This is a genomic window from Nonomuraea angiospora, assembly GCF_014873145.1.
GTDB classification, from domain to species: domain Bacteria; phylum Actinomycetota; class Actinomycetes; order Streptosporangiales; family Streptosporangiaceae; genus Nonomuraea; species Nonomuraea angiospora.
The window spans coordinates 22988-45605 of sequence record NZ_JADBEK010000001.1; the positions used below are offsets into that span (position 1 = coordinate 22988).

General features: G+C 71.8%; 21 protein-coding genes. 6 read left to right on the forward strand and 15 right to left on the reverse strand.

Annotation, left to right across the window (positions count from 1 at the left end):
- Nucleotides 1-116: 116 nt before the first annotated feature.
- Nucleotides 117-1934, forward strand: coding sequence for an ABC transporter ATP-binding protein (locus H4W80_RS00105; RefSeq protein ID WP_192783168.1), 1818 nt, complete (start codon nucleotides 117-119; stop codon nucleotides 1932-1934).
- Entirely contained in the window at nucleotides 1931-3682 is a 1752-nt protein-coding gene (locus H4W80_RS63285) for an ATP-binding cassette domain-containing protein (protein WP_192783169.1), read from the forward strand. The genes H4W80_RS00105 and H4W80_RS63285 overlap by 4 nt, the downstream gene beginning before the upstream one ends.
- 6 nt (nucleotides 3683-3688) lie before the next feature.
- Here the strand turns inward: H4W80_RS63285 and H4W80_RS00115 are convergent, their stop codons facing one another.
- The 4 genes from H4W80_RS00115 to H4W80_RS00130 all read right to left on the reverse strand — a co-directional run bounded on the left by H4W80_RS00115 (nucleotide 3689) and on the right by H4W80_RS00130 (nucleotide 6818).
- Nucleotides 3689-4429 carry an NAD-dependent epimerase/dehydratase family protein gene (locus tag H4W80_RS00115; RefSeq protein WP_192783170.1) on the reverse strand — a complete coding sequence of 247 codons (741 nt, stop codon included), beginning with the start codon at nucleotides 4427-4429 and terminating at the stop codon, nucleotides 3689-3691.
- A gap of 53 nt (nucleotides 4430-4482) precedes the next feature.
- Nucleotides 4483-5652, reverse strand: a complete 1170-nt coding sequence (locus H4W80_RS00120) for a TOMM precursor leader peptide-binding protein (protein WP_192783171.1) — start codon at nucleotides 5650-5652, stop codon at nucleotides 4483-4485.
- A 193-nt stretch (nucleotides 5653-5845) separates the two neighbouring features.
- Nucleotides 5846-6607: a phosphotransferase gene (locus tag H4W80_RS00125; protein ID WP_192783172.1), complete on the reverse strand. Its 762-nt coding sequence runs from the start codon at nucleotides 6605-6607 to the stop codon at nucleotides 5846-5848.
- Nucleotides 6597-6818, reverse strand: a complete 222-nt coding sequence (locus H4W80_RS00130; protein ID WP_225963155.1) for a hypothetical protein — start codon at nucleotides 6816-6818, stop codon at nucleotides 6597-6599. Before H4W80_RS00130 ends, H4W80_RS00125 begins: the two co-directional genes overlap by 11 nt.
- Before the next feature lie 163 nt (nucleotides 6819-6981).
- Here H4W80_RS00130 and H4W80_RS00135 point away from each other — a divergent pair, with 163 nt between their 5' ends.
- Nucleotides 6982-7305, forward strand: a complete 324-nt coding sequence (locus H4W80_RS00135) for a hypothetical protein (RefSeq protein WP_192783174.1) — start codon at nucleotides 6982-6984, stop codon at nucleotides 7303-7305.
- 214 nt (nucleotides 7306-7519) lie between these two features.
- Here the strand turns inward: H4W80_RS00135 and H4W80_RS00140 are convergent, their stop codons facing one another.
- From H4W80_RS00140 to H4W80_RS00190, 11 genes are all read right to left on the reverse strand, one after another.
- Nucleotides 7520-8797: an amidohydrolase gene (locus H4W80_RS00140; RefSeq protein WP_318786621.1), complete on the reverse strand. Its 1278-nt coding sequence runs from the start codon at nucleotides 8795-8797 to the stop codon at nucleotides 7520-7522.
- Nucleotides 8794-9891, reverse strand: a complete 1098-nt coding sequence (locus tag H4W80_RS00145) for a tartrate dehydrogenase (RefSeq protein ID WP_192783175.1) — start codon at nucleotides 9889-9891, stop codon at nucleotides 8794-8796. Before H4W80_RS00145 ends, H4W80_RS00140 begins: the two co-directional genes overlap by 4 nt.
- Nucleotides 9888-11417, reverse strand: coding sequence for an ABC transporter substrate-binding protein (locus H4W80_RS00150; protein ID WP_225963156.1), 1530 nt, complete (start codon nucleotides 11415-11417; stop codon nucleotides 9888-9890). The genes H4W80_RS00145 and H4W80_RS00150 overlap by 4 nt, the downstream gene beginning before the upstream one ends.
- A gap of 124 nt (nucleotides 11418-11541) precedes the next feature.
- Nucleotides 11542-13047 carry an aldehyde dehydrogenase family protein gene (locus tag H4W80_RS00155; RefSeq protein ID WP_225963157.1) on the reverse strand — a complete coding sequence of 502 codons (1506 nt, stop codon included), beginning with the start codon at nucleotides 13045-13047 and terminating at the stop codon, nucleotides 11542-11544.
- On the reverse strand, nucleotides 13044-14069 hold the full coding sequence (locus H4W80_RS00160; RefSeq protein ID WP_192783176.1) for an oligopeptide/dipeptide ABC transporter ATP-binding protein: 1026 nt from the start codon (nucleotides 14067-14069) through the stop codon (nucleotides 13044-13046). Before H4W80_RS00160 ends, H4W80_RS00155 begins: the two co-directional genes overlap by 4 nt.
- On the reverse strand, nucleotides 14066-15070 hold the full coding sequence (locus tag H4W80_RS00165; RefSeq protein ID WP_192783177.1) for an ABC transporter ATP-binding protein: 1005 nt from the start codon (nucleotides 15068-15070) through the stop codon (nucleotides 14066-14068). The genes H4W80_RS00160 and H4W80_RS00165 overlap by 4 nt, the downstream gene beginning before the upstream one ends.
- Nucleotides 15067-15870 carry a GntR family transcriptional regulator gene (locus H4W80_RS00170; protein ID WP_192783178.1) on the reverse strand — a complete coding sequence of 268 codons (804 nt, stop codon included), beginning with the start codon at nucleotides 15868-15870 and terminating at the stop codon, nucleotides 15067-15069. The genes H4W80_RS00165 and H4W80_RS00170 overlap by 4 nt, the downstream gene beginning before the upstream one ends.
- Nucleotides 15871-15983: 113 nt before the next feature.
- Complete coding sequence (locus tag H4W80_RS00175; protein ID WP_318786622.1) at nucleotides 15984-16904, reverse strand: ABC transporter permease; 921 nt, start codon at nucleotides 16902-16904, stop codon at nucleotides 15984-15986.
- Nucleotides 16891-17835 carry an ABC transporter permease gene (locus H4W80_RS00180; RefSeq protein WP_192783180.1) on the reverse strand — a complete coding sequence of 315 codons (945 nt, stop codon included), beginning with the start codon at nucleotides 17833-17835 and terminating at the stop codon, nucleotides 16891-16893. Before H4W80_RS00180 ends, H4W80_RS00175 begins: the two co-directional genes overlap by 14 nt.
- A 37-nt stretch (nucleotides 17836-17872) precedes the next feature.
- Nucleotides 17873-19153 carry an NAD(P)/FAD-dependent oxidoreductase gene (locus H4W80_RS00185; protein WP_192783181.1) on the reverse strand — a complete coding sequence of 427 codons (1281 nt, stop codon included), beginning with the start codon at nucleotides 19151-19153 and terminating at the stop codon, nucleotides 17873-17875.
- A gap of 16 nt (nucleotides 19154-19169) precedes the next feature.
- Nucleotides 19170-19844 carry a haloacid dehalogenase type II gene (locus H4W80_RS00190; protein ID WP_318786623.1) on the reverse strand — a complete coding sequence of 225 codons (675 nt, stop codon included), beginning with the start codon at nucleotides 19842-19844 and terminating at the stop codon, nucleotides 19170-19172.
- A gap of 576 nt (nucleotides 19845-20420) precedes the next feature.
- On the opposite strand from H4W80_RS00190, the gene H4W80_RS00195 reads away from it, so the two are divergent.
- Genes H4W80_RS00195 through H4W80_RS00205 form a run of 3 tightly spaced genes read left to right on the forward strand, consistent with a single transcriptional unit; the run spans nucleotide 20421 to nucleotide 22580 of the window.
- Entirely contained in the window at nucleotides 20421-21596 is a 1176-nt protein-coding gene (locus H4W80_RS00195) for a cation diffusion facilitator family transporter (protein WP_318786624.1), read from the forward strand.
- Entirely contained in the window at nucleotides 21593-22183 is a 591-nt protein-coding gene (locus H4W80_RS00200) for a GNAT family N-acetyltransferase (RefSeq protein ID WP_318786625.1), read from the forward strand. Before H4W80_RS00195 ends, H4W80_RS00200 begins: the two co-directional genes overlap by 4 nt.
- Nucleotides 22167-22580: a hypothetical protein gene (locus tag H4W80_RS00205; RefSeq protein WP_192783183.1), complete on the forward strand. Its 414-nt coding sequence runs from the start codon at nucleotides 22167-22169 to the stop codon at nucleotides 22578-22580. Before H4W80_RS00200 ends, H4W80_RS00205 begins: the two co-directional genes overlap by 17 nt.
- The last annotated feature ends 38 nt before the right edge of the window (nucleotides 22581-22618 follow it).

Below are 22618 nucleotides of genomic sequence, written 5' to 3' on the forward strand. Positions count from 1 at the left end.
AAGCTCCATTGACCGCGCCGCAGAATCGGACATACGCTGCGCAAGATTTCGCGCGAGAATGGAAAGTTTTCGTCGGCCTGATCTTCTGCCTGACCCGGCCTGCCTGAGGGATGCCCATGCGAGAAAGGCTGGACCTGCTGAGGCTCTTCCGCTACGCGGGCCCGGCGGTGTCCATCGCGCTGACCGTGATGGTCCTCATCGACGCGGTGGTGCCCGCGGGCATCGCGATCGCCGTCCAGGAGCTTGTGGCGGCGGACGGCCGATCCGCGCTGGCGCCGGTGCTGCTCATGAGCGGCGTGGTGCTGGCCGGGCAGCTGGCGCTGGCGTTCCGGCTCCCCGTGGGACGGCTGGCGGCCGACCGCATCGACGGCGCGCACCGCACGCGGATCGCCGCCCTGGTGATGGGCGTGCCGACCGTGGACGTGGCCGAGAGGCAGGACGTCCAGGACCGGGTGAAGACGACCACGGCGGAGCCGCGGGACTGGGTCGACAGGACGTCGGGCGACGGCGCCGTGAGCCAGCTGGAGCTGGCGGGCCATGCCGTCGGGATGGCGTCGTCCGCGGCGGTGCTGGCCTGGTGGTCGTGGTGGCTGGTGCCGGCGACGGTCATCCCGGCGGTGTGCTTCCGCATGATGCACGGCCGCCAGTGGGTCCGGCATTTCCGGATCTGGGTGGAGGGCGTCCTGTACCACCGGCGGTGGAAGTACTGGGGCGAGATCGCCACCACGCCGGCGGCGGGCCGGGAGCTGCGCGTCTTCGGAGCGGGCGAATGGCTGCTCGGGCACTACACGCGTGACATGCGCACCCACGTGGACCCCGTGTGGGAGGACGATCGGCTGGTGCTGCGCCGGCTGTGGCTGGCGCTGCTCCTCCCGCTGGCCGGATGCACCGCGGCCTTCACCTGGGTGGCCCTCGGCACGGCGGCCGGCCAGGGCTCGGTCGCGCTGGAGGTGGCCGTGGTCACCGCGGCCTGGTCGGTGTTCAGCGTGGCCATCAGGACCGACGACGTGATCTCCCTGGAAGGGGCCCGGCCGGTCAGGCGGGCCGCCGGGGAGCTCGAGCGGATCAACCCCGAGCCGATCCCGCTGCGCGCGCACGCCGAAACCGGTGGCGCCGATCCGCGAGCTGATCGCTTCGGGGAACCCCCCGCGAGCCCGCCGCCGCTGCTGCGCTTCGAGGACGTGCGCTTCGGCTACCCGGGCCGGCAGGCGCTCAACGGCGTCGATCTGGAGATCAGGCCGGGGGAGTCGCTGGCGCTGGTCGGGCTCAACGGCGCGGGCAAGTCGACGCTGACCAAGCTGCTGGCCGGGCTGTACCGGCCAGACTCGGGCCGGATCCTCGCCGACGGGACGGACATCGCGGACATCCCCGACTGGCAGTCCCGGCTGAGCGTGGTGTTCCAGGACTTCCTGAAATACCCCCTGTCCCTGCGCGACAACATCACCCTCGGGGCCGCCGACCCCGAGCTGCTCTCCGACGTCGTCCGGGACGCCGGACTGGTCCCCGTGGTGAGCCGGCTGTCCGGCGGGTACGACACGCCGCTGTCGCGCAGCCGTACCGCGGGGGTGGACCTGTCGGGCGGCCAGTGGCAGCAGGTCGCGCTCGCCCGCGCGCTCTACGCCACCCGCCGGGGGGCCAGGATCCTGGTGCTCGACGAGCCCACGGCCCACCTGGACGTCCGCACCGAGCACGACCTGTTCCAGCGGCTGCCGGACCTCACCGAGGGGATCAGCGTGGTGCTGATCTCGCACCGCCTCTCGACGGTGCGGCAGGCGGACCGGATCGTGCTGCTCGACGGCGGCCGGATCACCGAGTCCGGGACGCACGAGGAGCTCATGGCCGAGGGCGGGCAGTACGCCGCCATGTACGCGCTTCAAGCCCGGCGCTTCAGCCAGGGATACGACGACCGGCTGGACGAAGGAGATCTCGCGTGAGGGAGTACGCGCGCCTGTGGCGTGAGCTGATCGGGTTGTGCGGGCGGCGATATCCCGGAGCGACCGCCTTCCTGATCGGCTGGCACGTGGCCTCGACGGTCATGTTCGCGGCGGTGGGGCTCACGCTGCGCGCGCTGGTGGAGGCCACCCAGGCGGGCACCGCCACCGCGATAGGGCTGGCGGCGCTGGGCGCCGCGCTGGTGCTCACCGTCAACCTCGGCGTCGAGCACATCGCCTACCTGCGGACCATCCACCTGGTGGAGCGGATCAGCCTCACCGAGGTCGAACCCCGGATCCTGCGCGCCTGCGCGGAGCTGCCGCAGGTGCGGCATCTGGAGGAGCCCGAGTTCCTGGACCGGGTCACCACGTTGCGGGGCCAGTCCGGCGCGGTGGTGGACTGGGCGTGGGCGGTCCTTCAGGCCGTCGCCGCCACGATCGGGCTGCTGGTGGCGCTCGCGGTGCTGGGCGGCGTGAACCCCTGGCTGCTCGCGCTGCTGCCGTGCGCCGCCGTACAGCTGGCCATGGAGCGGCACGGCCGCAAGAAGATCGCCGAAGAGGACCTGAAGTCGGCCGAGGACCTGCGCCTCCACCGGGACCTGTACGACGACGTCTGCGTGAACCCGGCCGCCCTGAAGGAGCTGCGCGTCTACGGCGCAGCGGCGCACGCGCTCAAGCTCCAGGCCGAAGCCTGGGAACGGGTGACGCGCTCACGCGCCCGCGCCGCCCTGATCGCCGCCGGCTGGTCGTCGGCGGGCTGGCTGGTCTTCGGCGCCGGGTTCACCCTGGCGATCTTCCTGGTCACCGCGGCGGGCCACCCGGGGGACATCATCCTGGCCGTGTCCATGGGCGTCCAGTTCCGCAACGTGGTCGAGCGCGCGCTGCACCGATCGATGCAGGTCGGCGGCTACCGCCGGCTGCTGCGGCCCTACCTGTGGCTCATGGAGTACGCCCGGACGCACCGCGACACCGCCGACGTGGCCTCGCCCGTCCGGCTGCGACGCGGGATCGAGCTGCGGAACGTGTCCTTCACCTACCCGGGGACGACCAGGCCCGTCCTCGAGGACCTGTCCGTCCACCTGCCCGCCGGAGCGGTGGTCGCGGTGGTCGGCGAGTACGGCTCCGGCAAGACCACGCTGGTCAAGCTCCTGGCGAAGATGTACGCCCCGGACTCGGGCAGCATCCTCGTCGACGACGTGGAGCTGTCGGCCCTGGACACGGCCGGCTGGCGGGCCTCGATGAGCGCCGCCTTCCAGGACTTCGGCCGCTACTGCACCACCTTCGAGGATTCCGTCCTGATGGGCGCCCGCGGCGATCTGCACTCCACGGTGCGCGACGCCGACGCCGAAGCCCTGGTCTCCCGCCTGCCCGACGGCCCCGCCACCGAGCTCGGCCGCCGCTTCGGCGGGATCGAGCTGTCGGAGGGCCAGTGGCAGAAGGTGGCGCTCGCCCGCTCCGGCGCGCGGGCGCGGCCCCTGCTGTTCGTCCTGGACGAGCCCACCGCCTCCCTGGACGCGCCGAGCGAGCACGCCATCTTCAGCCGCTACGCGCGCCGCTCCCGCGAACTCGCGGCCCTGAACGGCGCGATCAGCGTCATCGTCTCCCACCGTTTCTCCACCGTGGCCGACGCCGACCTCATTCTGGTGATGGCCGCGGGAAAGCTGGTGGAGTCCGGCAGGCATGACGAGCTGCTCACCCGGAACGGCATGTACGCCGACCTCTACGGCATTCACGCCGCCGCGCACGCCTGAATTTCCTCAGGCCCGGTAATAGCGGTCGATGACGTTTCGGTAGTAGGTCGGCGAGAAACCCATCCGGGCCGTCGAGGGCGCGTGCTGCGCCATTCTCTTCGTCGACACGTTGTAGTCATTCGCCGGGGTGTCCACATAGACCTTGGTGACGGCCCGGCCGGACAATGTCATCAGATAGGAGACGATTTCCTCGGCGGTCACCGGATGGCCCGAGGCGATGTTGACCGTCGCGTGACGAAGGTCGCCGGAGAGGAGCTCCGCGGCGATGGTCACGAGGTCCGCGACGTCGACGAGATCGCGGCGCGCGCCCCGGTAGACGGTCACCACGCCGTCGCTGACCTGGGAGAACAGTGCGGGCAGCAGCTGGTGCCGCCGTTGGTGCGGCCCGACGACCTCCGTCACCCGGAGGATGAGATGGTCCACCCCGGAGGTCCGTATCCTCTCCTCCATCGCCGCCTTGTGACGCCCGTACGCGGTGGTGGGGCGAACCGGGTCCTCCTCCGAACGGGGTGATCCGTCGCCGTTCCCGTAAAGATGTGCCGACGCGGTGGAGAAATAGAGGAGCCGGCGTCGCGCCGCCCTGGCGTCGCTTATCGCATTGTGGAGCAGATCGGCCTCCCGGTGGAACTCCGCCGCCTCGGTGGTGGTCGACCGCGACACCCCGGCGGCGAACACCACCACGTCATCCAGCCGCATCCGTGAATTGACGAAAGCCCGGGCGATCATTCCGTCGCCGACAACCTCCATGAAAACTATTCTCGTATGAACAGCGTCATTAGGGGAGGTTTCCCGGCCTGGATTTACGGCGTGATTTCCCGGGCCTTCTCGTTCGGCTCCTTCGACTCCTTCGATTCGCCTGGCGGCCGATCCCGTTCTCCGCCGCGTCGTTCCCCGCAGGTCGGGCAGTCGGGCCGCCTCGGGATGGGCCGCGAGTGGATCTCCAGCGGCCAGAAGTCCACCTCGCTCCACCGTCCGCTCAGCGCCGGGGGCAACCCGGCCAGGACCCGGATCGCCTCCCAGGCCAGAATCGTGCCGACCAGCCCGCACAGCGCCCCGATGGCGCCCGCCTTCTGCCTCTTGCCGACCAGCGACTCCATCCGGCCGCGCCCGTGGTCGGCGAAGGTCTCGGCGCGGACGCAGGTCCAGCAGGCGCTCTCCCCGGGCAGGACCGTCGTGCCGAGCACCCCGATGTGGTAGGCGTACCCGCTGCCCAGGATGTGCGGCACGTCCGGCCAGCAGGCCTCGCTGACCCAGGTGGCCGTGTCGTTGGGCGTGGGCAGGTCGAACGCGTTGACCACGATGTCCGCGCCGTCCACCAGGTCGGCGAGGTCGGCGGCGGAGGTGACGCGCCGGTCGAAGGTCTCGACCGTGACGAAGGGATTGGCGGCCCGCAACCTGGCCGCGGCCGCCTCGACCTTGGGCGCTCCCACGTCGGCGACGCAGAACAGGGCCTGCCGGGTCAGGTTCGACGGCTCGACCCGGTCGAAGTCGCATAATCGGATGGTGCCGACGCCCGCGTTCGCCAGGGAGAGCGCGACCCAGCCGCCGAGCCCGCCGACCCCGCACACCACCGCGGTCGAGCGGTCGACGCGCTCCTGCAACAACACGCCGCTGGAAAGGTCGGTGAGGCCCTGGTCGCAGAAATCCTGGAGCAGCCGCAATTGGCGGTCGTAGAATTGGGCGCGGTCGTCGCCGAGCCGCGCGAACGACCCCTCGAGATTGCCGACCCGGCTCAGCAGCCGCTCTTCCGTGAGGATTTGCAGCACCTCGCCGAGCGGCTGCGAGCCCCCGACCGACCGCTCGATCTCAGCATATGTACGAGTGCCGTCCAGAAGTGTTATCACCCGTTTCACAAAGGCGTCGGCGGCGAATCTCTTCACCGTTCTGTCCGCCGTGCAAAGGAAGAGCAGTTCGTCGCCCTCGGTCTGGACGATCACGCTTTCCCGCAGGCGAGGGCGCCAGTCCGTCACGTGTTCCTCCGAGAGCGGGTGAGGTGGAAACACCCCACCCGCGCGCTGTCAGTTGCCGGCGGAATTCGAAGCGGTGACCGCGCCGACGCGCATGCTCGTCTCTTCGAGCTTCACCAGGACAGGACGTCTTCTCATGGCCCCACCTTCCGTCCGGACGGATTCCTTCACTGCATTCTCTCCATGCCAGAATTTTTTACAAGGGAAATTCGGCCAGCTCCTGAATCGCCTGGTCGAGGTCGTCGGCGACGCCGCCTTCGTACAGCTGGACGTAAAGCTCGTCGGGGCCGCCGCCATATCTGCGTATCTGGCGGGCCCGCACGCGCAGGCGCGCCTGCGCCTCGCGGACGATCTCCCCGGGGCCGCCGCGCCAGCCGTACTCCTCGAGGAACAGGCGCAGCCGCTCCGGCCGGGCGGCGTGGTCGCCGAAGCCGTCGGCCGTCGCCGCGCGCCGGGCGTACAGCGGGACCCAGGCGATGGCCACCCACGCCACGTCCGAGTCCGGCGTGACCGGCCCGGCGAAGTCCCAGTCGAAGAAGCCGGCCAGCCTGCCCTCGTGCCAGGCGGCGTTGAACGGCCCGGCGTCGTTGTGCGCGATGATCGTTCCCGGCATCCAGGACCCGCCGAGCCGCCAGCGCGCCGAGGGGGAGGGCACGTAGCCGGCCACGGCCTCGTGGTAGTCGCGCAGCCAGTGGGCCACCTGGACCAGCGCGTCCTCGCTCCACGCCCACGCCGGCCACGGCGGCTCGCCGGCGATCTCGCCCGCCAGGTAGGTGAGGATCTCCCGGCCCTCCCCGTCCACCCCGAGGAAGCGGGGGGCGCCGCCGAACCCCTTGCGCTCCAGGTGCCGCAGGAGTTCGTGGACCGACGCCGACCACGCGCGCACCGGCCGCCGCACCGTGGCGCCGATGCGCACCACGGCCTGGTCGTTGCCGCCGATGAGCCGCTCAGCGGCCATGGCCGTCCCGGGCCGCGATCTCGACGGCCAGCACGCGTACGGCGGCGGCGCCCGGGCAGGGACCCACGAACTGGAACGCCTGCCTGGGCCGGTCGGTGCTGCGGCGGCGGCCCACGGACCGGAACGCCTGCCTGGGCCGGCCGGTGCTGCGGCGGGGGCCCATGGACCGGCCGGTGCCGTGGCGCGTGACCGGCACGGCGCCTTCAGGCATCGTCACCAGGGCGGAGGTGCGCCGGCCAGATCTGCCGCAAAGTCCGCTCGCGGTGGCTCCGCATATCACCGGTCCCCGGGTCCGCCATCAGTCGGCCAGCGATCCCCACCATAAGCTGCGATGAGCCTTTTCCGGAAGGACAGCAGCTGCGATCATCAACGCTGTGACTCCCACCCATGATCAGCGCGCCCGCCGGTTCGGCACCGTCGGCTTCTCCGTCATATGCGTGGCGGCCCTCACCGGTTACGGGCTGCTGGTGTGGAGCGTCTATGTGCTGGAGTGGATGACCACGGAGCTGATGGTGGGCGGCGTGATCGCGGCCGTGGCTCTTCCGGCCGCCGGCATTGCCGTAGGTGGAGCTGCCACGGCCGGGCGACCTCGTGACGTGCGAATCTTCGCAGGTGCGGCGGGCGCGGCCCTCGGTGCCGGGTGTCTGCTGCTCGGCTCTGTCGGCTCCTTCATGTTCTTGTTGTTCGGGAACGTGTAGCCCGGTCGCCGCTTCGGGCGCAGGCCGCCCACCGCTCGGCCGACCGCGCGCCTCACCTTCAAGGCGGTGTCGAACGCCTACGGGCCCGACGTGCTGCTGATCCGCGGCACGCTCGACCCCGAGACGGCCTTCGAGGTCCGGCCGGCTCCCCAGAGCTGAAGGCCGGACGGCGACCGCCCGCTGACGCGCAGGGCGGTCGCTGCCGGGGGCGGCGTCACCAGGATCGGATGAGCGCGGCCAGGAGGTCGGCGGCCGGGGCCAGCGCGGCCTCGTCCAGGTCGAAGGTCGGCGAATGATGCGGTCCGTACGTCCCGGCGCCCACGAGCAGGTATCCGGCGAGCCCGTCGCGTTCCTGCACGTGCCGCATGAACAGCGTCGCGTCATCGCTGGCGCGCAGGGGACGCGGCGGCAGCAGCCGCAGGCCGTGGCCCGGGGCGAGGGTCTCGATCCTGCCGAGGATCGCGTCGTCGGTGGCGGCGCTGGTCGCCCAGCCGGTTCTGGCGACGTCCACGGTGACGCCGTGCATGGCGGCCGCGCCGTGAAGGACGTCGCGGGCGCGCCGCTCCAGGTCGTCGTGCTCGGCGGCGCCGCCGGCCCGGACCTCCGCGCCGAGGACGGCACGGGCGTTGACGATGTTCGCCGCGCCCGGCGCGTGCAGCGTCCCGACGTTGACGCGGGTCGTCGCCGTCGCGTAGCGGGGCAGGGCGTGCAGGCCCAGAACGGCGGACGCCGCCGCCAGCAGGGCGCTGCGGCCCTGTTCTGGCGCTCCGCTGGCGTGGGCGGCGACCCCGGTGAACTCGGCGCGCAGTTTCGAGGTCCCGTACAGCTCGGTCGCGGCCGCGACGCAGCCGTCCGGGGTGCCGAAGCCGAGGTGGACGGCCAGCAGGACGTCGACGTCGTCGGCGAGCCCGGCGGCCAGCATGGGAGCGGCGCCGCGGACGCCCTCCTCGGCAGGCTGGAACAGCAGCCGTACGGTGCCGGCGAACCGCCTGTCGGACAGCAGGGCCGCCGCCCGCAGCGCGATGGCCACGTGCCCGTCGTGCCCGCAGGCGTGCATCGCGCCGTCGACGTCCGAGCCGAAACCCCGGGCCGCGGGGTGGTGGCCGCCGGAGCGGCTCTCCTGGATCGGCAGGGCGTCCATGTCCACCCGCACGGCGATCAGCGGACCCGGGCGAGTGCCCCGCAGCTCCGCGACGAAGGCGGTGTTCCCGTCACGGAACCGGTGCACCGACGCCGCCGCCACGCCCTGCGCGGCGGCCCGCCGGACGGCCGCGTCGAGCTCGTCGCGGCTCGGCAGGCCGGGGTGATCGCGCACGTCGACGAGCTCGCCGCCGCCGCGCAGCCGCCAGCCCAGGCCGGCGAGGAGGCCCCAGGCGAGATCCGCGGTCTCGATCTCGAGGAAGCCGGGCTCGGGCCGCCGGTGCAGCCGGCGCCGGACGGCGGTCGCGTCCAGCGGATCCGGCAGGGCCTCGGCTCGCCGGCCCGCGCTCACGGCGCGCCCTCGTCGAGGGCCTGGACGACGGCGGTCGTGAACTCCTCGGTGCTCGCCGTGCCGCCGAGATCGCGGGTGGCGGTCCCCGCACGGAGGACGTGCTCGAAGGCGGACACGAGACGGGCCGCGGCGGCGGGTTCGCCGAGATGATCCAGCATCATGGCCGCCGCCCAGAGGGCGCCGACCGGATTGGCGATGCCCATTCCGGCGATGTCGGGCGCCGATCCGTGCACCGGCTCGAACATCGACGGGTACGTCTTGGTGGGGTCGAGGTTGGCGCTGGGCGCGACCCCGATCGACCCGGCCAGCGCGCCGGCGAGGTCGGAGAGGATGTCGCCGAACAGGTTGGAGGCCACGATGACGTCGACGCTCTCCGGCCGCAGCACGAGGCGCGCGGCCAGGGCGTCGATGAGGACCTTCTCCAGCCGCACCCCGCTGGCGCCGGCCACCTCCGCCACCACCTCGTCCCAGAACGGCATCGTGTGAATGATGCCGTTCGACTTCGTCGCCGAGATCAGCCGGCCCGAGCGCCGCCGGGCAAGATCGGCGGCGAAACGGGCGATCCGTTCGACGCCGGTCCGGGTGAACACCGCCTCCTGGACGGCGAACTCGCCGGGCCGGCCCCGGTTGACCCGGCCGCCGACCTCGCTGTATTCGCCTTCGACGTTCTCGCGCACGACGACCAGGTCGATCGGGGCCTCCGAGCGCAACGGCGAGCGGATCCCGGGCAGCGACCGGACCGGCCGGAGGTTGACGTACTGCACGAACTCCCGGCGGATGGGGATGAGCAGCCCCCACAGGGTGACGTCGTCGGGGATGTCCGGCGCGCCGACGGCGCCGAGCAGGATGGCGTCGGCGGAGGCGAGCTGCTCGAGGCCGTCCACGGGCATCATGCGCCCGTGCGCCCGGTGGTGGTCGCACCCCCACGCGCGCTCGCGCCACTCGACGGTGAACCCGAAGCTCGCGGCCAGGTGGTCGACGCAGCGCACGGCGGCGGGGACGACCTCGGTGCCGATGCCGTCACCCGGGACGACGTCGACGACGTGGCGCCGCGCCGTCCCGGTGCCGGGGTGTCGCGGGGAAGTCGTGGTCACGACAGCTTCGTGTCCTTCGTGAGCAGGGTTCGCTCCAGCGGGTCGGTCGGCAGGCCCTGAACGCTGTCCGCGACGCCCATGGTGAGGCTTTCGTGGACGAGCGGGACGAAGGCCACGTCGGCGGCCAGCTGGGTGGCGATCTGACCGTAGAGTACGTGCCGCTCGGCCGGGTCCGCGGTGCTCCCGGCCTCCTTGACGAGCGCGTCGACCTTCGGATTGCAGTAACCGGCGAGATTGAAGCTGCCCTTGCAGGTCTCGTCCGAGCGCAGGACGCTGATGGGCTCGGGCAGGTCGATGAGGTGGTTGCGGGACAGCAGGGTCGCCTGGAAGTCGCCGCTCATGAGGTCGTCCTCGACCGAGGCGTAGTCCCCGGTGCGGATCTTCACGGTGATGCCGGCCTCGGCCAGCTGCGCCTGGATCACCTGGGCGAGGTCGGCGAACTCGGGCCGGTCGGAATAGGCGATGAGCTCGAAGCCGAGGGAGCCGGGGTCGATGCCGGCCTCGGCCATGGCGGCCTTGGCGGCCGCGGCGTCGCCCTGCACCGGCCGCAGCCCGGCCGGCGTCCAGGGCTCGTCGGGGGTGAACGGCCCGGCCGCCGCGGTGGCAGTGCCCTCGTAGACCGCCTTGACGATGGCGTCGAGCCCGAGGGCCCGCTGGATCGCGCGGCGCGCCTCGACCTTGTCGAAGGGGGCTTTGCGGGTGTTGAGGTACAGGCCGGTGGTGCGGGGCAGCGCGACCTGCTGCAGGGTGATGTTGTTGTCGCCCTTCAGGGTGGCGAGGGTGGTGACGGGCAGGTTGGCAGCCACCGAGACCTCGCCGGCCCGCAGCTGCGTGGCGCGGGTGGCGCCGCTCTCGGCGTAGCGGATCTCGGCCCCGTCGAGGGCGACGTCCCCGCCCCAGTAGGCGTCGTTGGCGGCCAGCGACAGCGACTGGCCGGTCCCGATGCTGGTGATCTTGAACGGCCCGGTGCAGGTGCCGACCGGGTTCGTGGCGGTGCCGGAGAACGCCTCAGGGGCGAGGATCCCGGTGTTGGGGACGCTGACCCGCAGCGGCAGGAAAAGGTCCTCCTCGGGCGTGTCGATCCGTAGGGTCCGGTCGTCGACGGCGGTGACCGCGGCGATGACGCCGGGGGCGAAGCTGCGCGGCGGCGCCGTGGCCTTCAGCAGCCGGTTGAGATCGTCGGCGACGACCTTGGCGGTGAGCGCGGTGCCGTTCTGGAACGTGGTCTCACGGATGGTGAACGTCCAGGACTTCGGCGCCGTCTGCTTCCACTCCGTGGCCAGGGCGGGCTGGGGCTGGTTGTCCTTGTCCACGGCCACCAGGGTCTCCAGGCAGCCGGCGCGGGTGAGGGTGAAGGCGTCGTCGGTCTCCAGGGCGTACCCGGAGTCGGGCGCCCAGAGGTCGGCGACGACCAGCTTGGAGCCGCCCTTCGCGGTGGCGTCGGGACTCGCGGAGTCGAACGAGCAGCCGGCGAGCACGACGAGGGCTGTCGACATGCCGGCGAGGGTTTTCCAGGTGCGTGCCATGCTGGTGTTCCTTCTGAACGTCACAGGGGGGAGAGCAAGGAAACGGGCACCACGACATGACCGGTTGACGTTCGTTTGTCCCGGCCGGATGGGCGGCGGATGGATGGTTGCCGGTGAGGGGGGCTCAGCTGATGGAGGTGAGCCGGGCTGCGATGACCTTGGGTGCGGTCATCGCCACGACGGCGCTGGTGACGCCTTCCCGGCCGATGCCGCTGCGGTGGAAACCGCCGAACGGCATGGCGTCGATGCGGAAGTCGGACGTGTCGTTGATCATCACCGCGCCGGCCCGCAGCCGGCGGGCGGTGCGCAGGGCCGCGGTGGTGTCGCGGGTGAAGACGCCGGCCTGCAGGCCGGTGGCCGCGCGGTTGGCCTGGTTCACGGCGTCGTCGAGGTCGGCCACGGGCAGCACGCTGACCACGGGGCCGAAGATCTCGTCGGTGACGATGGGATCGTCGGGGGCGAGGCCGGTGAGGATGGTCGGCTGGTACGTGGCCTCCTGGCGGACCGCTCCCGCCCGTACGACCGCGCCGCGGGCGACGGCCTCCCCGACGCGGTGCTCCACGCGGCGCGCGGCCGCCACGTCGATCAGCGGCCCGACGTCGGTCCTCTCGTCGTGCTTGCTGCCGACCCTCAGGTGAGCGGTCGCATGGGTCAGGTGGCCGAGCAGCTCGTCGTAGTGCCGGGCGACCACGTAGACGCGCTGCACCGACAGGCAGTTCTGCCCCGCGCACCCGAACGCCCCTTCGGCGATGGCCCGCGCGGCCGCCATCAGGTCCACGTCGTGGTCGACGATGACGGGGTTGGAGCCGCCCAGCTCCATCAGGAGGGTACGGGCGCCGGCCAGGCGGGCCACCTCGTCGGCGGTGCGCACCCCGCCGGTGAAGGAGACGACGTCGACGCCGGGGTGCGACACCAGCTCGCGCCCGGCGGCCGGGCCGCCGGGCAGCACGGCGAGCCGGTCGCCGGGAACGCCTGCCTCGAGGAGCAGTTCGGCGAGGGCCAGCGCGGACAGCGGCGTCGCCTCGTGCGGTTTGACCGCGATGACGTTGCCGGACAGCAGCGCCGGGCCGACCTTGTGCGCCACGAGGTTCAGCGGGTCGTTGAACGGGGTGATGGCGGCGACCACCCCGAGCGGCTCCCGGCTGCTCCACCCGAGCCGGTCCGCGCCGCGGGAGGTGTCCTCGAACGGCACGCTGGCGCCCTGCAGGGCGTGTCCCGCGCCGGCGGACAGCTGCAGGGTCTCCGCCGCCCGGCCCACCTCGCGGCGGGCGTCCCTGATCGTCTTGCATCCCTCGGAGCCCACGATGGCGGTGAACCGTTCGGCCCGCTGCCTCAGCAGGTCGGCGGCGCGGTGCAGGGCCTCCCGGCGTCGCCACAGCGGCCAGTCGCCACGGCCGGCGTCGGTGTCGGCGCCGGTGCCGGCCCGGAAGGCGTCCACGAGCGCGTCGACGGCCGCGCGTACTTCCGCAGCGGTGCTGTCGGCGACCTCGCCGAGGAACGCGCCGGTCTCGGGGTCGGTGACGGCGGTGCGCCGTTCGGTCTCCTGCCAGCGTCCGCCGGCGAACGCCTGGCCGGGCGGGCTCCAACGGGTGGCGGCGGACGGGGCGGTGGGTCCGGTCATCAGGCTCATGCGGGGATCTCCTCAACGACCAGGTGGCTCCTGCTCTCCGCGGAGCGGTGGCAGCGGACGTGGTGGCCGTTTCCGATGTCGACGAGGTCGGGTTGCTCGGCGCGGCAACGGTCGGTGGCCAGCGGGCAGCGGGTGTTGAAGCGGCAGCCGGGCGGCGGGGAGACGGGGCTGGGAGGCTCGCCCTTCAGCTGGTCCTGCGCGCCGGCGACGATGCGGTGTCCCCGACCGGAATGCAACAGCGCCAGCGTGTAGGGGTGCAGGGCGCCCGCGAAGATGTCGTCGTGCGTGGCCATCTCCACGATCTGCCCGAGGTAGAGAACCGCCACCCGGTCGGCGAGGAACTCGACCACCCTCAGGTCGTGGGAGATGAACAGCATGCTCAGCCCCCGCGACCGGCGCAGATCGACCAGCAGGTTCAGGATGGTCGCCTGCACCGAGGCGTCCAGGGCCGAGACGGGCTCGTCGCAGACGAGCAGCTTGGGCTCCAGCAGGAGGGCCCTGGCGATGACCACCCGCTGCAGCTGCCCTCCGGAGCAGTCGCCCGGCCGGCGCTCCAGGAAGCCGTGGTCCAGGCCGACCTCCGTCAGCGCGGTGGCGACCCGCCGCAGGCGTTCCTGCGGCGTGCCGACGCGGTGCTGCTCCAGCGGGGCGAGCAGTGATTCCCGCAGCGTCATGCGCGGGTCCAGCGCCGAGTGCGGGTCCTGGAAGACCAGCTGCGCCGACCGGCGCAGCTGACGGAGCCGGGCGCCGCGCAGCTTGCCGACCCTCAGCCGATCGACCTCGATCCGTCCGGAGTCGACCGGTACGAGGCCGAGCAGGAGCCGGGCCAGAGTGCTCTTGCCCGAGCCGGACTCACCGACCAGCCCCAGCACCTCTCCCGTGCGGATGGTCAGGGACACGTCGTCGACGGAGTGCACGTGCGGCCGGCGCCCGAAGCCGTTCCGCGACAGCGGATAGTGCTTGGTCACGTGGTCGACGACGGCGATGTCGGCGGTGTCGGCGTTCTGCGCGGGGTCGTTCATGCCGGAACCTGTCGTCGGGGGCCGATGGTGACCCAGCAGCGTGAGTTGCGGCGGGTGCCGCAGCCAGCGAGATCGGGTTCCTCGCTGTCGCAGTGGGAGCCCAGCTCCCCGTCGCCGGCGGCGACGGCGCAGCGCGGGCGGAAGCGGCAGCCGTGGCTGACGGCGCGGGCCGAGGTGGCGTTTCCGGGGATGGTGTGCAGATGGCCGGTTTCGTCGGTCTGCAGGGTGGAGCAGCGCAGCAACGCCTGGGTGTAAGGGTGCTCGGCGGCGGTGATGACCTCGGCGGCCGGTCCGTCCTCGACGATGCGGCCCGCGTACATGACGGCGATGCGGTCGGCGATGGAGGCGACGGTGGTGACGTCGTGGGAGATGAACAGGACCGACATTCCGGTCTCGACCTGCATGGCGGCGATCAGCCGCAGGATCTGCGCCTCGACGGTGACGTCAAGGGCGGTGGTGGGCTCGTCGGCGATGAGCACGTCCGGGTGGGCGGCCAGCGCCATGGCGATCATGACGCGCTGGGCCATGCCGCCGGACATCTGGTGCGGATGGTCGCCGGCGCGGCGGTCGGGATCGGGGATCCCGACCGCGGCGAGCAACTCCACGACCCGGCGGCGGGCGGCCTGCCGGCTCATGCCGAGATGCCTGCGCAGCGGCTCGGCGACCTGGCTGCCGACCGTCGCGGTCGGGTCGAGCATGCGCTTGGGCTGCTGGTAGAGCATGGAGATCCGCCGGCCGCGCACGCCGTCCAGCGCCCGCGAGGAGGCGGCGAGCAGGTCCAGGTCGCCCAGCCGCAGGCCCTCGGCGTGCATGTGCAGCCCGGCCGGCAGCATGCGCAGCACCGAGTGGGCGGTCATGCTCTTGCCCGACCCCGATTCGCCGACCACGGCCAGCACCTCGCCGGGATCGAGGGTCAGGCTCACGCGGTCGAGGATGGGCGGGGCCTGTCCCGGCCGGCCGGCGTGAACGGTCAGGTCACGGACCTCCAGACGCGCGCTCATGGCTGCTCCCGGGGCTGCGGTGGGGCTTGCTGGTCGTCGCCGTGCCGGTAGCCGTCGGCGTGTTCGTGGAACTCCGACGGGTCCTGGTGGCGATGCGAGTGAGGGTGGAGGCGGCGCTTGGGCGGCTGCTCCGAGGTCCCCGGCTGGAGCTCGCCGGCCTCGGCGAAGTGCCGGTCCAGGAGCGCCTTGGCGGCGGACCTGTCACCGCTGGCGATGACGTGCAGCAGCTGCTCGTGCTCGGCCCACAGCGTGGAACGATCGCTGTAGCTGTCGACGATCATCCGGAAGCACAGCTGCATCTCGTTGGCGATGAGCCCGTACAGCCGGTCCAGCCGGGTGCTGCCGGCGGCGCTGACCAGCCGGCGGTGGAAGGCGAGGTCCAGGGCGGCCAGCGCGCTCTCGTCCGCGTGGCCGACGGCCTCCCTCATTTGCGCGACGATCACTTCGAGGTCGGCGACCAGGCCCGCGGAGACCCCCCGGGCGGTGACCCGGCGCAGCGCCTCCCGCTCGATCGCCTGGCGGGCGACGAAGATGTCCTCCAGGTCCTCCCTGGTCAGGGTGGGGACGAAGACCCCTTGGCGGGGGTAGCTGACGAGCAGGCCCTCCTGCACCAGACGCTGCATCGCCTCGCGCAACGGGCCGCGCGAGACCTCGAAGTACGCCGCGAGCTCGACTTCGTTCATCTGGGTCCCGGGCGGGAACTCCCCGCCGAGGATGCGGTCGCGCAACAGCCCGGTGACCACCTCCGTCAGCGTCCGCTTCGAGGTCCTGCCCGCCGGGGCCGGGGTCTGATGGCTCATGAGTGTGCTTCTCCGGGTTCGTGTTCCGTTCCCACCGCTCGCGCTCTCCAGCCGCAGGAGCGCGTGATCGTTTCCAGTGTGACCGCCGTGGGGGCTCGGCGGGACTCCGCAGCTCATGTTGACCCTCCCGTCCGGGCCCGGCGCGTCTCCAGGCCCCGGCCGGCGAGCGTGACGCTGAGAGCCGCGACGAAGATCGCGGCACCGGGGGCCAGGACCAGCAGCGGCGAGCGGTCGAGGTAGGGAATGGCCTCGGACAACATCGACCCCCAGTCGGAGAACGGTGGCTGGACGCCGAGTCCCAGGAAGGACAGGGCGCCGACGGTGATGAGCTTGTGGCCGAAGCGCACGGCCGCGTGGGCCAGCAGCGGGGGCAGGGCGTTGGGGAGCAGGTGGCGGCGGATGATGAACCATCCCGAGCACCCCAGAGCCTGGGCCGCCTCGATGAAGTCACGGCCGTTGATCTCCAGCGCGACGCCACGGGCCAGCCGGCAGAACGGCGTCCACCCGCCGATGGTCAGGGCGAGCACCAGCGTCAGGTCGCCGGTGCCGAGCACCGCGACGAGGAAGAGCGCGACCACCATCTCGGGGAAGGCCAGCAGGATGTCGGTGACGCGCATGACGACGGTGTCGAGCAGACCGCCTCGCCGCGCGACGACGAACCCCACGAGAGTGCCGGTGACGGCGCAGATCACCAGCGTGACCGTGGCGACGGCCAGGGAGAACCGGCCCCCGTCCAGCAGCCTGCTGAGCACGTCGCGGCCCAGGTGGTCGGTGCCCAGCAGGTGGGCCGCGGAGCTGCCTTCCAGGCGCGCGACGAGGTCCTGCTGCGCCGGCGGATAGGGCGCCAGCCACGGTGCCAGCACCAGGAGCGCGGCGATCACCCCGAACAGGATGGACCCGGCCAGCAGCGCCGGCGGCCACGTTCCGCGCCGGCGGCGCGCGGGGGCGGCGGCGGTCTCGGCCGGTGACGGCGGAGGCGCGGCGCCGGGTTCGTCGCGGCGGGCGTCGTCGCCGAAGACGTCAAGCACGGACACGGCTCGTCCTCGCGTTCGGGTTGATGGCGGTGTAAAGGACATCGGTGAGGGTGGTGATGAGCACGGCCAGGCCGACGACCGCCACGACCCCGCCCTGGATGAGCGGGACGTCGTTGTTGATGACCGCGTCGTACATCTGCCGCCCGACCCCGGGCACCGCGAAGATCACCTCGACGACGACCGAGCCGCCGAGCAGGCCGGCCAGCCAGACCGCGAACAGCGTCAGGACCGGCAGAACGGAGTTGCGCAGCCCGTGACGCAGCATGGTCTGGGCGAAGCTCAGCCCGCGACCCCGGGCGGCGGTGATGTAGGGCGCCTCGAGCACCTCGATCATCGACGCGCGGGCCACCTGGGTGAAGTAGCTCATCGGCCGCAGCGCCACGGTCAGGCAGGGCAGCACCATCGACTCCACCCCGTGCCAGCCGGAGGAGGGCAGGACGCCGAGCTGCAGGGCGAACACCAGGACCAGGACCGGGCCGAGCCAGTACTCCGGGACGGCCACGAACGCCTGCGTGACGCCGGTGATCGCCCCGTCGAGCGGGGTTCCGCGCCGCACCGCGCAGACGGCTCCCAGCGGGACCGCCACGAGCAGGGCGAGCAGGAGGGCGATGACGGCGATCGAGGCGGTGACCGACAGCGCGCGCATCAGCTGGGGGAGAACCTCCGTGCCGTTGGTGAACGACCGGCCGAGATCACCCCGCAGCGCCGAGCCCAGCCAGGACAGGTACTGCTGGAGCAGCGGCCGGTCCAGCCCGTACTCGACCCGGAGGCGGGCCAGCGTCCGCGGGTCCTGGACCAGGTCGCCCACCCTGGCCCGCAGGATCCGCGCGGCCGGGTCGCCGGGCGTGACGTAGGGGATGAGGAACACCAGGAAAGAGGCGACCAGCAGGGTCGTCACGAGGACGGCGAACCGTCTCAGCACGTACAACACTCGGGAACCTCCGGGTCGTCACACGTTCGCGGATCGATCAGCGCACGGCGTCGAGCGCGCGGAAGAACGCCCCGGCGGCCGGCAGGAACCAGGGCGGCCCGAAGTGACCGGGAACCGGCGGGAAGGCCAGCCCCTTCCAGGGGTTGACCGTCGGGTCGCCGCCGATGACGTCGGCCATGACCTTGCCCATGTGGGTGGCCATCTGGACCCCGTGGCCGCTGTAGCCGACGGAGTAGTGCATCCCGTCCCGTACGCCGGCGTGGACCATCTGATCCATCGTCATGTCGACCAGCCCGCCCCAGCAGTAGTCCAGCCGGACGTCGCGCAGCCGCGGGAACACCTCCGTGACGGCCCTGCGCAGGATCTCGCCGCTCTTGAGGTCGGACTGGGCGTCGGACAGGGCGAAGCGGGCCCGCCCGCCGAACAGCAGCCGGTTGTCCGGCGTGGGACGGAAGTAGTACAGCAGGTTCTTGGTGTCGGAGGCCATCCGCCGGTGCGGCATGAGCTGGGCGACGAGGTCGTCCGGCAGGGGTTCGGTGACGACGATGAAGCTGCCCACCGGCACGATGCGGCGGCGCAGCCACGGGGTCAGCGACCCCGTGTACCCGCTGGTGGCGATGAGCACCTCGGAAGCCGTCAGGACGCCGCGCGTGGTCTGCACCCGGTGCCCGTGGCCCGGGCCGAGGCGGCGGACGCCGGTCACCGCGGCGTTCTCCGCCACCAGGGCCCCGTGACCGGCCGCGGCGCGGGCCAGCCCCATGACCAGCTTCCCGACGTGGGCGCCCGCCCCGTTCGGGTCGACCTGCGCGCCGTGGTAGCGGTCGCTGCCGAGCTCGTCCCGCATGCGGCCGCGGGGGACCAGGTGGACCGAGCGGCCGACGAGTCTCTCGATCATCTCCGCCGACCGCTCCAGCGCGGCGTAGTGCGCCGGTTTGGCGGCCAGGGTGAGCTTGCCGGAGCGCACGAAGTCGCAGGCGATCTCCTCGTCGGTGACGATCTTCTCGATGGTGTCGATCGCGTCGTCGTAGGCGGTGAACATCGCCGTCGCGCGCTCCGGGCCGTACCGCTTGACCGCGGCGGGGAAGGAGATGGCCAGGCCGGTCGTGGCCATGCCGCCGTTGCGGCCGGAGGCTCCCCAGCCCACGGTGTGCGATTCCAGCACGGCGACCCTGGCGCCGCGGCGGGCGAGGTGCAGCGCGGCGGACAGGCCGGTCAGGCCGGCGCCGATGACCGCGACGTCTACCTGCCCGGGGAGTTCGGCACGGCGGAAGTCGCCGGCCGGTTCGGCGGTGTCGAGCCAGTAGCTGGTCAGCTTCACGACGTCCTCCTCCCGGTCAGAGACCCAGCACGGCGGGGACGCCGGACAGGTCGGCGGTCTCCGCGTACTGGTAGAAGGGGGTGGAGGGGTCGTAGCCGCGGTTGACGTAGACCTTGTGCGGGATGCGCAGCTCGTGGGCGGGGATCACGTCGTACCAGATGTGCGAGGAGACGTGGACGATCTCGTCGCGTTCGCAGCCGAGCTGGTCGAGCATGTACTCGAAGGCCTGGTAGCGCGGCTTGTACGCCCTGGCCTGCTCGGCGGTGAACACCTTGTGGAACGGGGCGCCGAGCTGGTCGACATTGTGCCGCAGCGTCTCGTCGACGGCGTTGGACAGGATCACCAGAGGGTAGGCGTCGGCGAGCTTGGCCAGGACGGGGGGAACGTCCGCGTGGGGGCCCCAGGTCGGCACGCAGGCCACGATGGCCTCGCCGTCGGAGGGGCGGTAGCCGATGCCCCAGCGTTCGCAGGCGCGCCTGAAGGAGTCCTTGAGCACGTCGGGGTAGAGCTTGAACTCGCCGAGCACCTCGTCCATCCGGTACGCGCGGTAGTCCTTGAGGAAGAGCGGCATGTCCTCCTCGGAGATCCGGTCGGCGACCAGCGGCTTGACGGTGAGGTTGAGATCGAAGCTGGTCAGCGTCCCATAGCAGTCGAAGGTGATGTATTTGGGGCGCACGCTGGTCAGGTCCACGAGCAGTTCCTCCGGTGGGGGTCGGTCCGGTGGGAGTGGGAGCGTCGGTGGTCGGTCCGGTGAGAGCCGGAGCCCGTCGGTGCGAGCGGCGAGATGTCACGCTCGGTGTCAGCCGCCTGATGCGACCGGCCGTGTGGTGTCTGGAACGCTAAGCATCCGATTCTCTGCTGTCAACAATTCCGGGCCGCCTGCTTGTAACGAGTATGTTTCCCGGGATTTCTTCGATCTTCAGGGGCTGATTGCCTGGTGTTGGGGCTGATTTTCAGTGTCCGTACGCCCTTAGTCGCGGGAAGATTGTTGACAACAGTTGACCGTCGCTCGCTCTTGTGGACAAGATGTGGTGGCGCGGCAGACGCCACTCGGCAGCCGGCCGCCTTTCTCTCCCGGCCCCCGCGACTCACCCTCTCGGCCCCCGCGACTCACCTTCGCTCTCGCGACTCACCCTCCCGGTCCCGCGACTCACCCTCCGCCGGCATGAACGGACTCTCGATGCGAGCTTCCACGACCCCAGACGATCACGGCCACGGACATGGACATGGCCACGACCACCCACACGATGACGCTCCTGCCGCCGCCGTGAACGGCCACGGGCACGGGCACGGCCACTCCGATCATCACGATCACCACGAGCCCGAGGCTCCGGCCGCGGCCGGCCACGGCCACGGACATGGGCACGGACATGGGCACGGCGACGACCACGGCCACGACCACGGGACCGGCCTGTGGGCGCGGGTCAAGCACACGCTGATCCCGCACGCCCACGACGCCAACGACGCGATCCAGACCGCCGAGGAGTCGGCCCGGGACGGGATCCGCACGGCCTGGATCGGGCTGGCCGGCATGATGGCCACCGCCATCGGCCAGATGGTCATCGTCGCGGTGTCCGGCTCGATCGCCCTGCTGGCCGACACCATCCACAACCTGGGCCACGCCGCGACCACGATCCCCCTGATCATCGCCTTCCGGCTGGGCCGGCGCGCGGCGACCAAGAAGTACTCCTACGGTTACCGGCGCGCCGAGGACCTGGTCGGGCTGTTCATCTCCCTGGTCATCGTCGCCTCGATCGTGCTGATCATCTGGGAGTCGATCGACGCGCTGATCAACCCGCACCCGCTGACCAACCTGTGGTGGGTCTTCGCCGCGGGGCTCGTCGGCTTCCTCGGCAACGAGCTGGTGGCCGTGTACCGGATCCGGACCGGCCGCCGCATCGGCTCCGCCGCGCTGATCGCCGAGGGCCAGCACGCCCGCGCCGACGGATACACCTCGATCGCCGTCGTCGCCGGCGTGGTCGGCGTGTGGCTCGGGTTCGACCGCGCCGACGCCATCGTCGGCCTCCTCATCGCCCTGGCGATCAGCGGCATCCTGGTCAACTCCCTGATCATCATCGTCCGCCGCCTCATGGACGGTGTCGAGCCGGGGACGATCGACCGGATGCGCAGCACCATCGCCGGCGTGGACGGCGTCGTGTCCGTCGGCGAGGTCCGCGTCCGCTGGTCGGGCCACCGCATGGAGGGAGACGCCGAGATCGGCCTCGACTCCGGGCTGAGCATGATCGAGGCCCACGCCGTGGCCGAGAACGTGCAGCACTCCCTGATGCACGCGGTGGGCAACCTCGACCGGGTCACCGTCCACGTCCACCCCACCTTCGACGGCGTGATCCCCGACGACCTCCACGAGCTGTCCGGCCACCACGCCTCGAAGGAGGCCAGGGAGGCGTACCGGGCCAAGCTCGCCACGCAGGGAGCGCGGTGACCCCCGTGGAATGGTCGATCCACCCGCTGAGCGAGCGCACCCTGGCCGGCGCCCAGGCGGTGATGCGGCGCAGCATCGCCGAGGACTTCGGCGACGCCTACGACCCGCGCATCCACGCCGACGTGGACGACCCCATGACCCACTACGCCCCGGGAAACGGCCCCTTCCTCCTGGTGGTGACCGACGACGGCACGGGTGACGTCCTGGCCACGGGCGGGATCCGCAGCGGACGGCTGAAGCCCGGCCTCACCCCGCAACACGTCGTCGACCGGTACGAGGACGGCCGGCACGGCCAGCTCGTCCGCGTCTACGTCCGCAAGGAGGCCCGCCGCGGCGGCATCGCCAGGGCCCTGGTCCGCGCGATTCTCGACCGGGCGGACCGGGAGGGGCACTACCAGGCCATCGCCCTGCACACCTATCGCCACTCACCCGGCGCCGTCGCCTTCTGGGAGTCCTTCGGCGCCCGGCTCGTCCATGACGACACGCAGGGACCCAGCGGCGCGGTCTTCTACGACCTGCCGCGCGGTCCGCACAGCCACCCCCACCGCACTGGCGAGACAGGAGAACACCATGTCCAAGCGTCGTGACGTCTTCATCTTCGTTGCCGAGCCCACCAAGATCGAGGCCGCCCGCACCAGCCTCGTCGACTGGCTGCGCAGCCTCGAGGGCCACCCCGGCTACCTCGGGGGCTCGGTGCTGCGCGAGTGCGCCGGCGAGCTCATCCCGAACACGCTGGTGATGACGCTGGAGTTCGAGAGCACCGAGGCCGCCCGGGCCCTGTGGCCGAAGATCGAGAACACGGTCAACCCGCTCTACCCCGATGACAAGTCTGACAAGTCGATGGACCAGGGCGCCGCGTTCTTCGCCGGCGCGGACGCCCCCGTGGCGCCCGAGGACCTGAAGTTCACCCGCGGCGACGGCCTGGTGGCCCGGATGCTGCACATCCACGCCGAGGTCGTCGAGGACGTCGTGGTCGCCGCCTGACCCGCACCGATCCCCACCCGCAGTCCCCTCCCCGATGT

Coding starts and splice junctions, on each gene's coding strand:
- H4W80_RS00105 (WP_192783168.1), top strand. CDS start 117: ATGCGAGAAAGGCTGGACCTGCTGAGGCTCTTCCGCTACGCGGGCCCG.
- H4W80_RS00170 (WP_192783178.1), bottom strand. CDS start 15,870: ATGAGCCATCAGACCCCGGCCCCGGCGGGCAGGACCTCGAAGCGGACG.
- H4W80_RS00205 (WP_192783183.1), top strand. CDS start 22,167: ATGTCCAAGCGTCGTGACGTCTTCATCTTCGTTGCCGAGCCCACCAAG.
- H4W80_RS00115 (WP_192783170.1), bottom strand. CDS start 4,429: ATGGAGGTTGTCGGCGACGGAATGATCGCCCGGGCTTTCGTCAATTCA.
- H4W80_RS00150 (WP_225963156.1), bottom strand. CDS start 11,417: ATGGCACGCACCTGGAAAACCCTCGCCGGCATGTCGACAGCCCTCGTC.
- H4W80_RS00155 (WP_225963157.1), bottom strand. CDS start 13,047: ATGAGCCTGATGACCGGACCCACCGCCCCGTCCGCCGCCACCCGTTGG.
- H4W80_RS00160 (WP_192783176.1), bottom strand. CDS start 14,069: ATGAACGACCCCGCGCAGAACGCCGACACCGCCGACATCGCCGTCGTC.
- H4W80_RS00130 (WP_225963155.1), bottom strand. CDS start 6,818: ATGCCTGAAGGCGCCGTGCCGGTCACGCGCCACGGCACCGGCCGGTCC.
- H4W80_RS00165 (WP_192783177.1), bottom strand. CDS start 15,070: ATGAGCGCGCGTCTGGAGGTCCGTGACCTGACCGTTCACGCCGGCCGG.
- H4W80_RS00125 (WP_192783172.1), bottom strand. CDS start 6,607: ATGGCCGCTGAGCGGCTCATCGGCGGCAACGACCAGGCCGTGGTGCGC.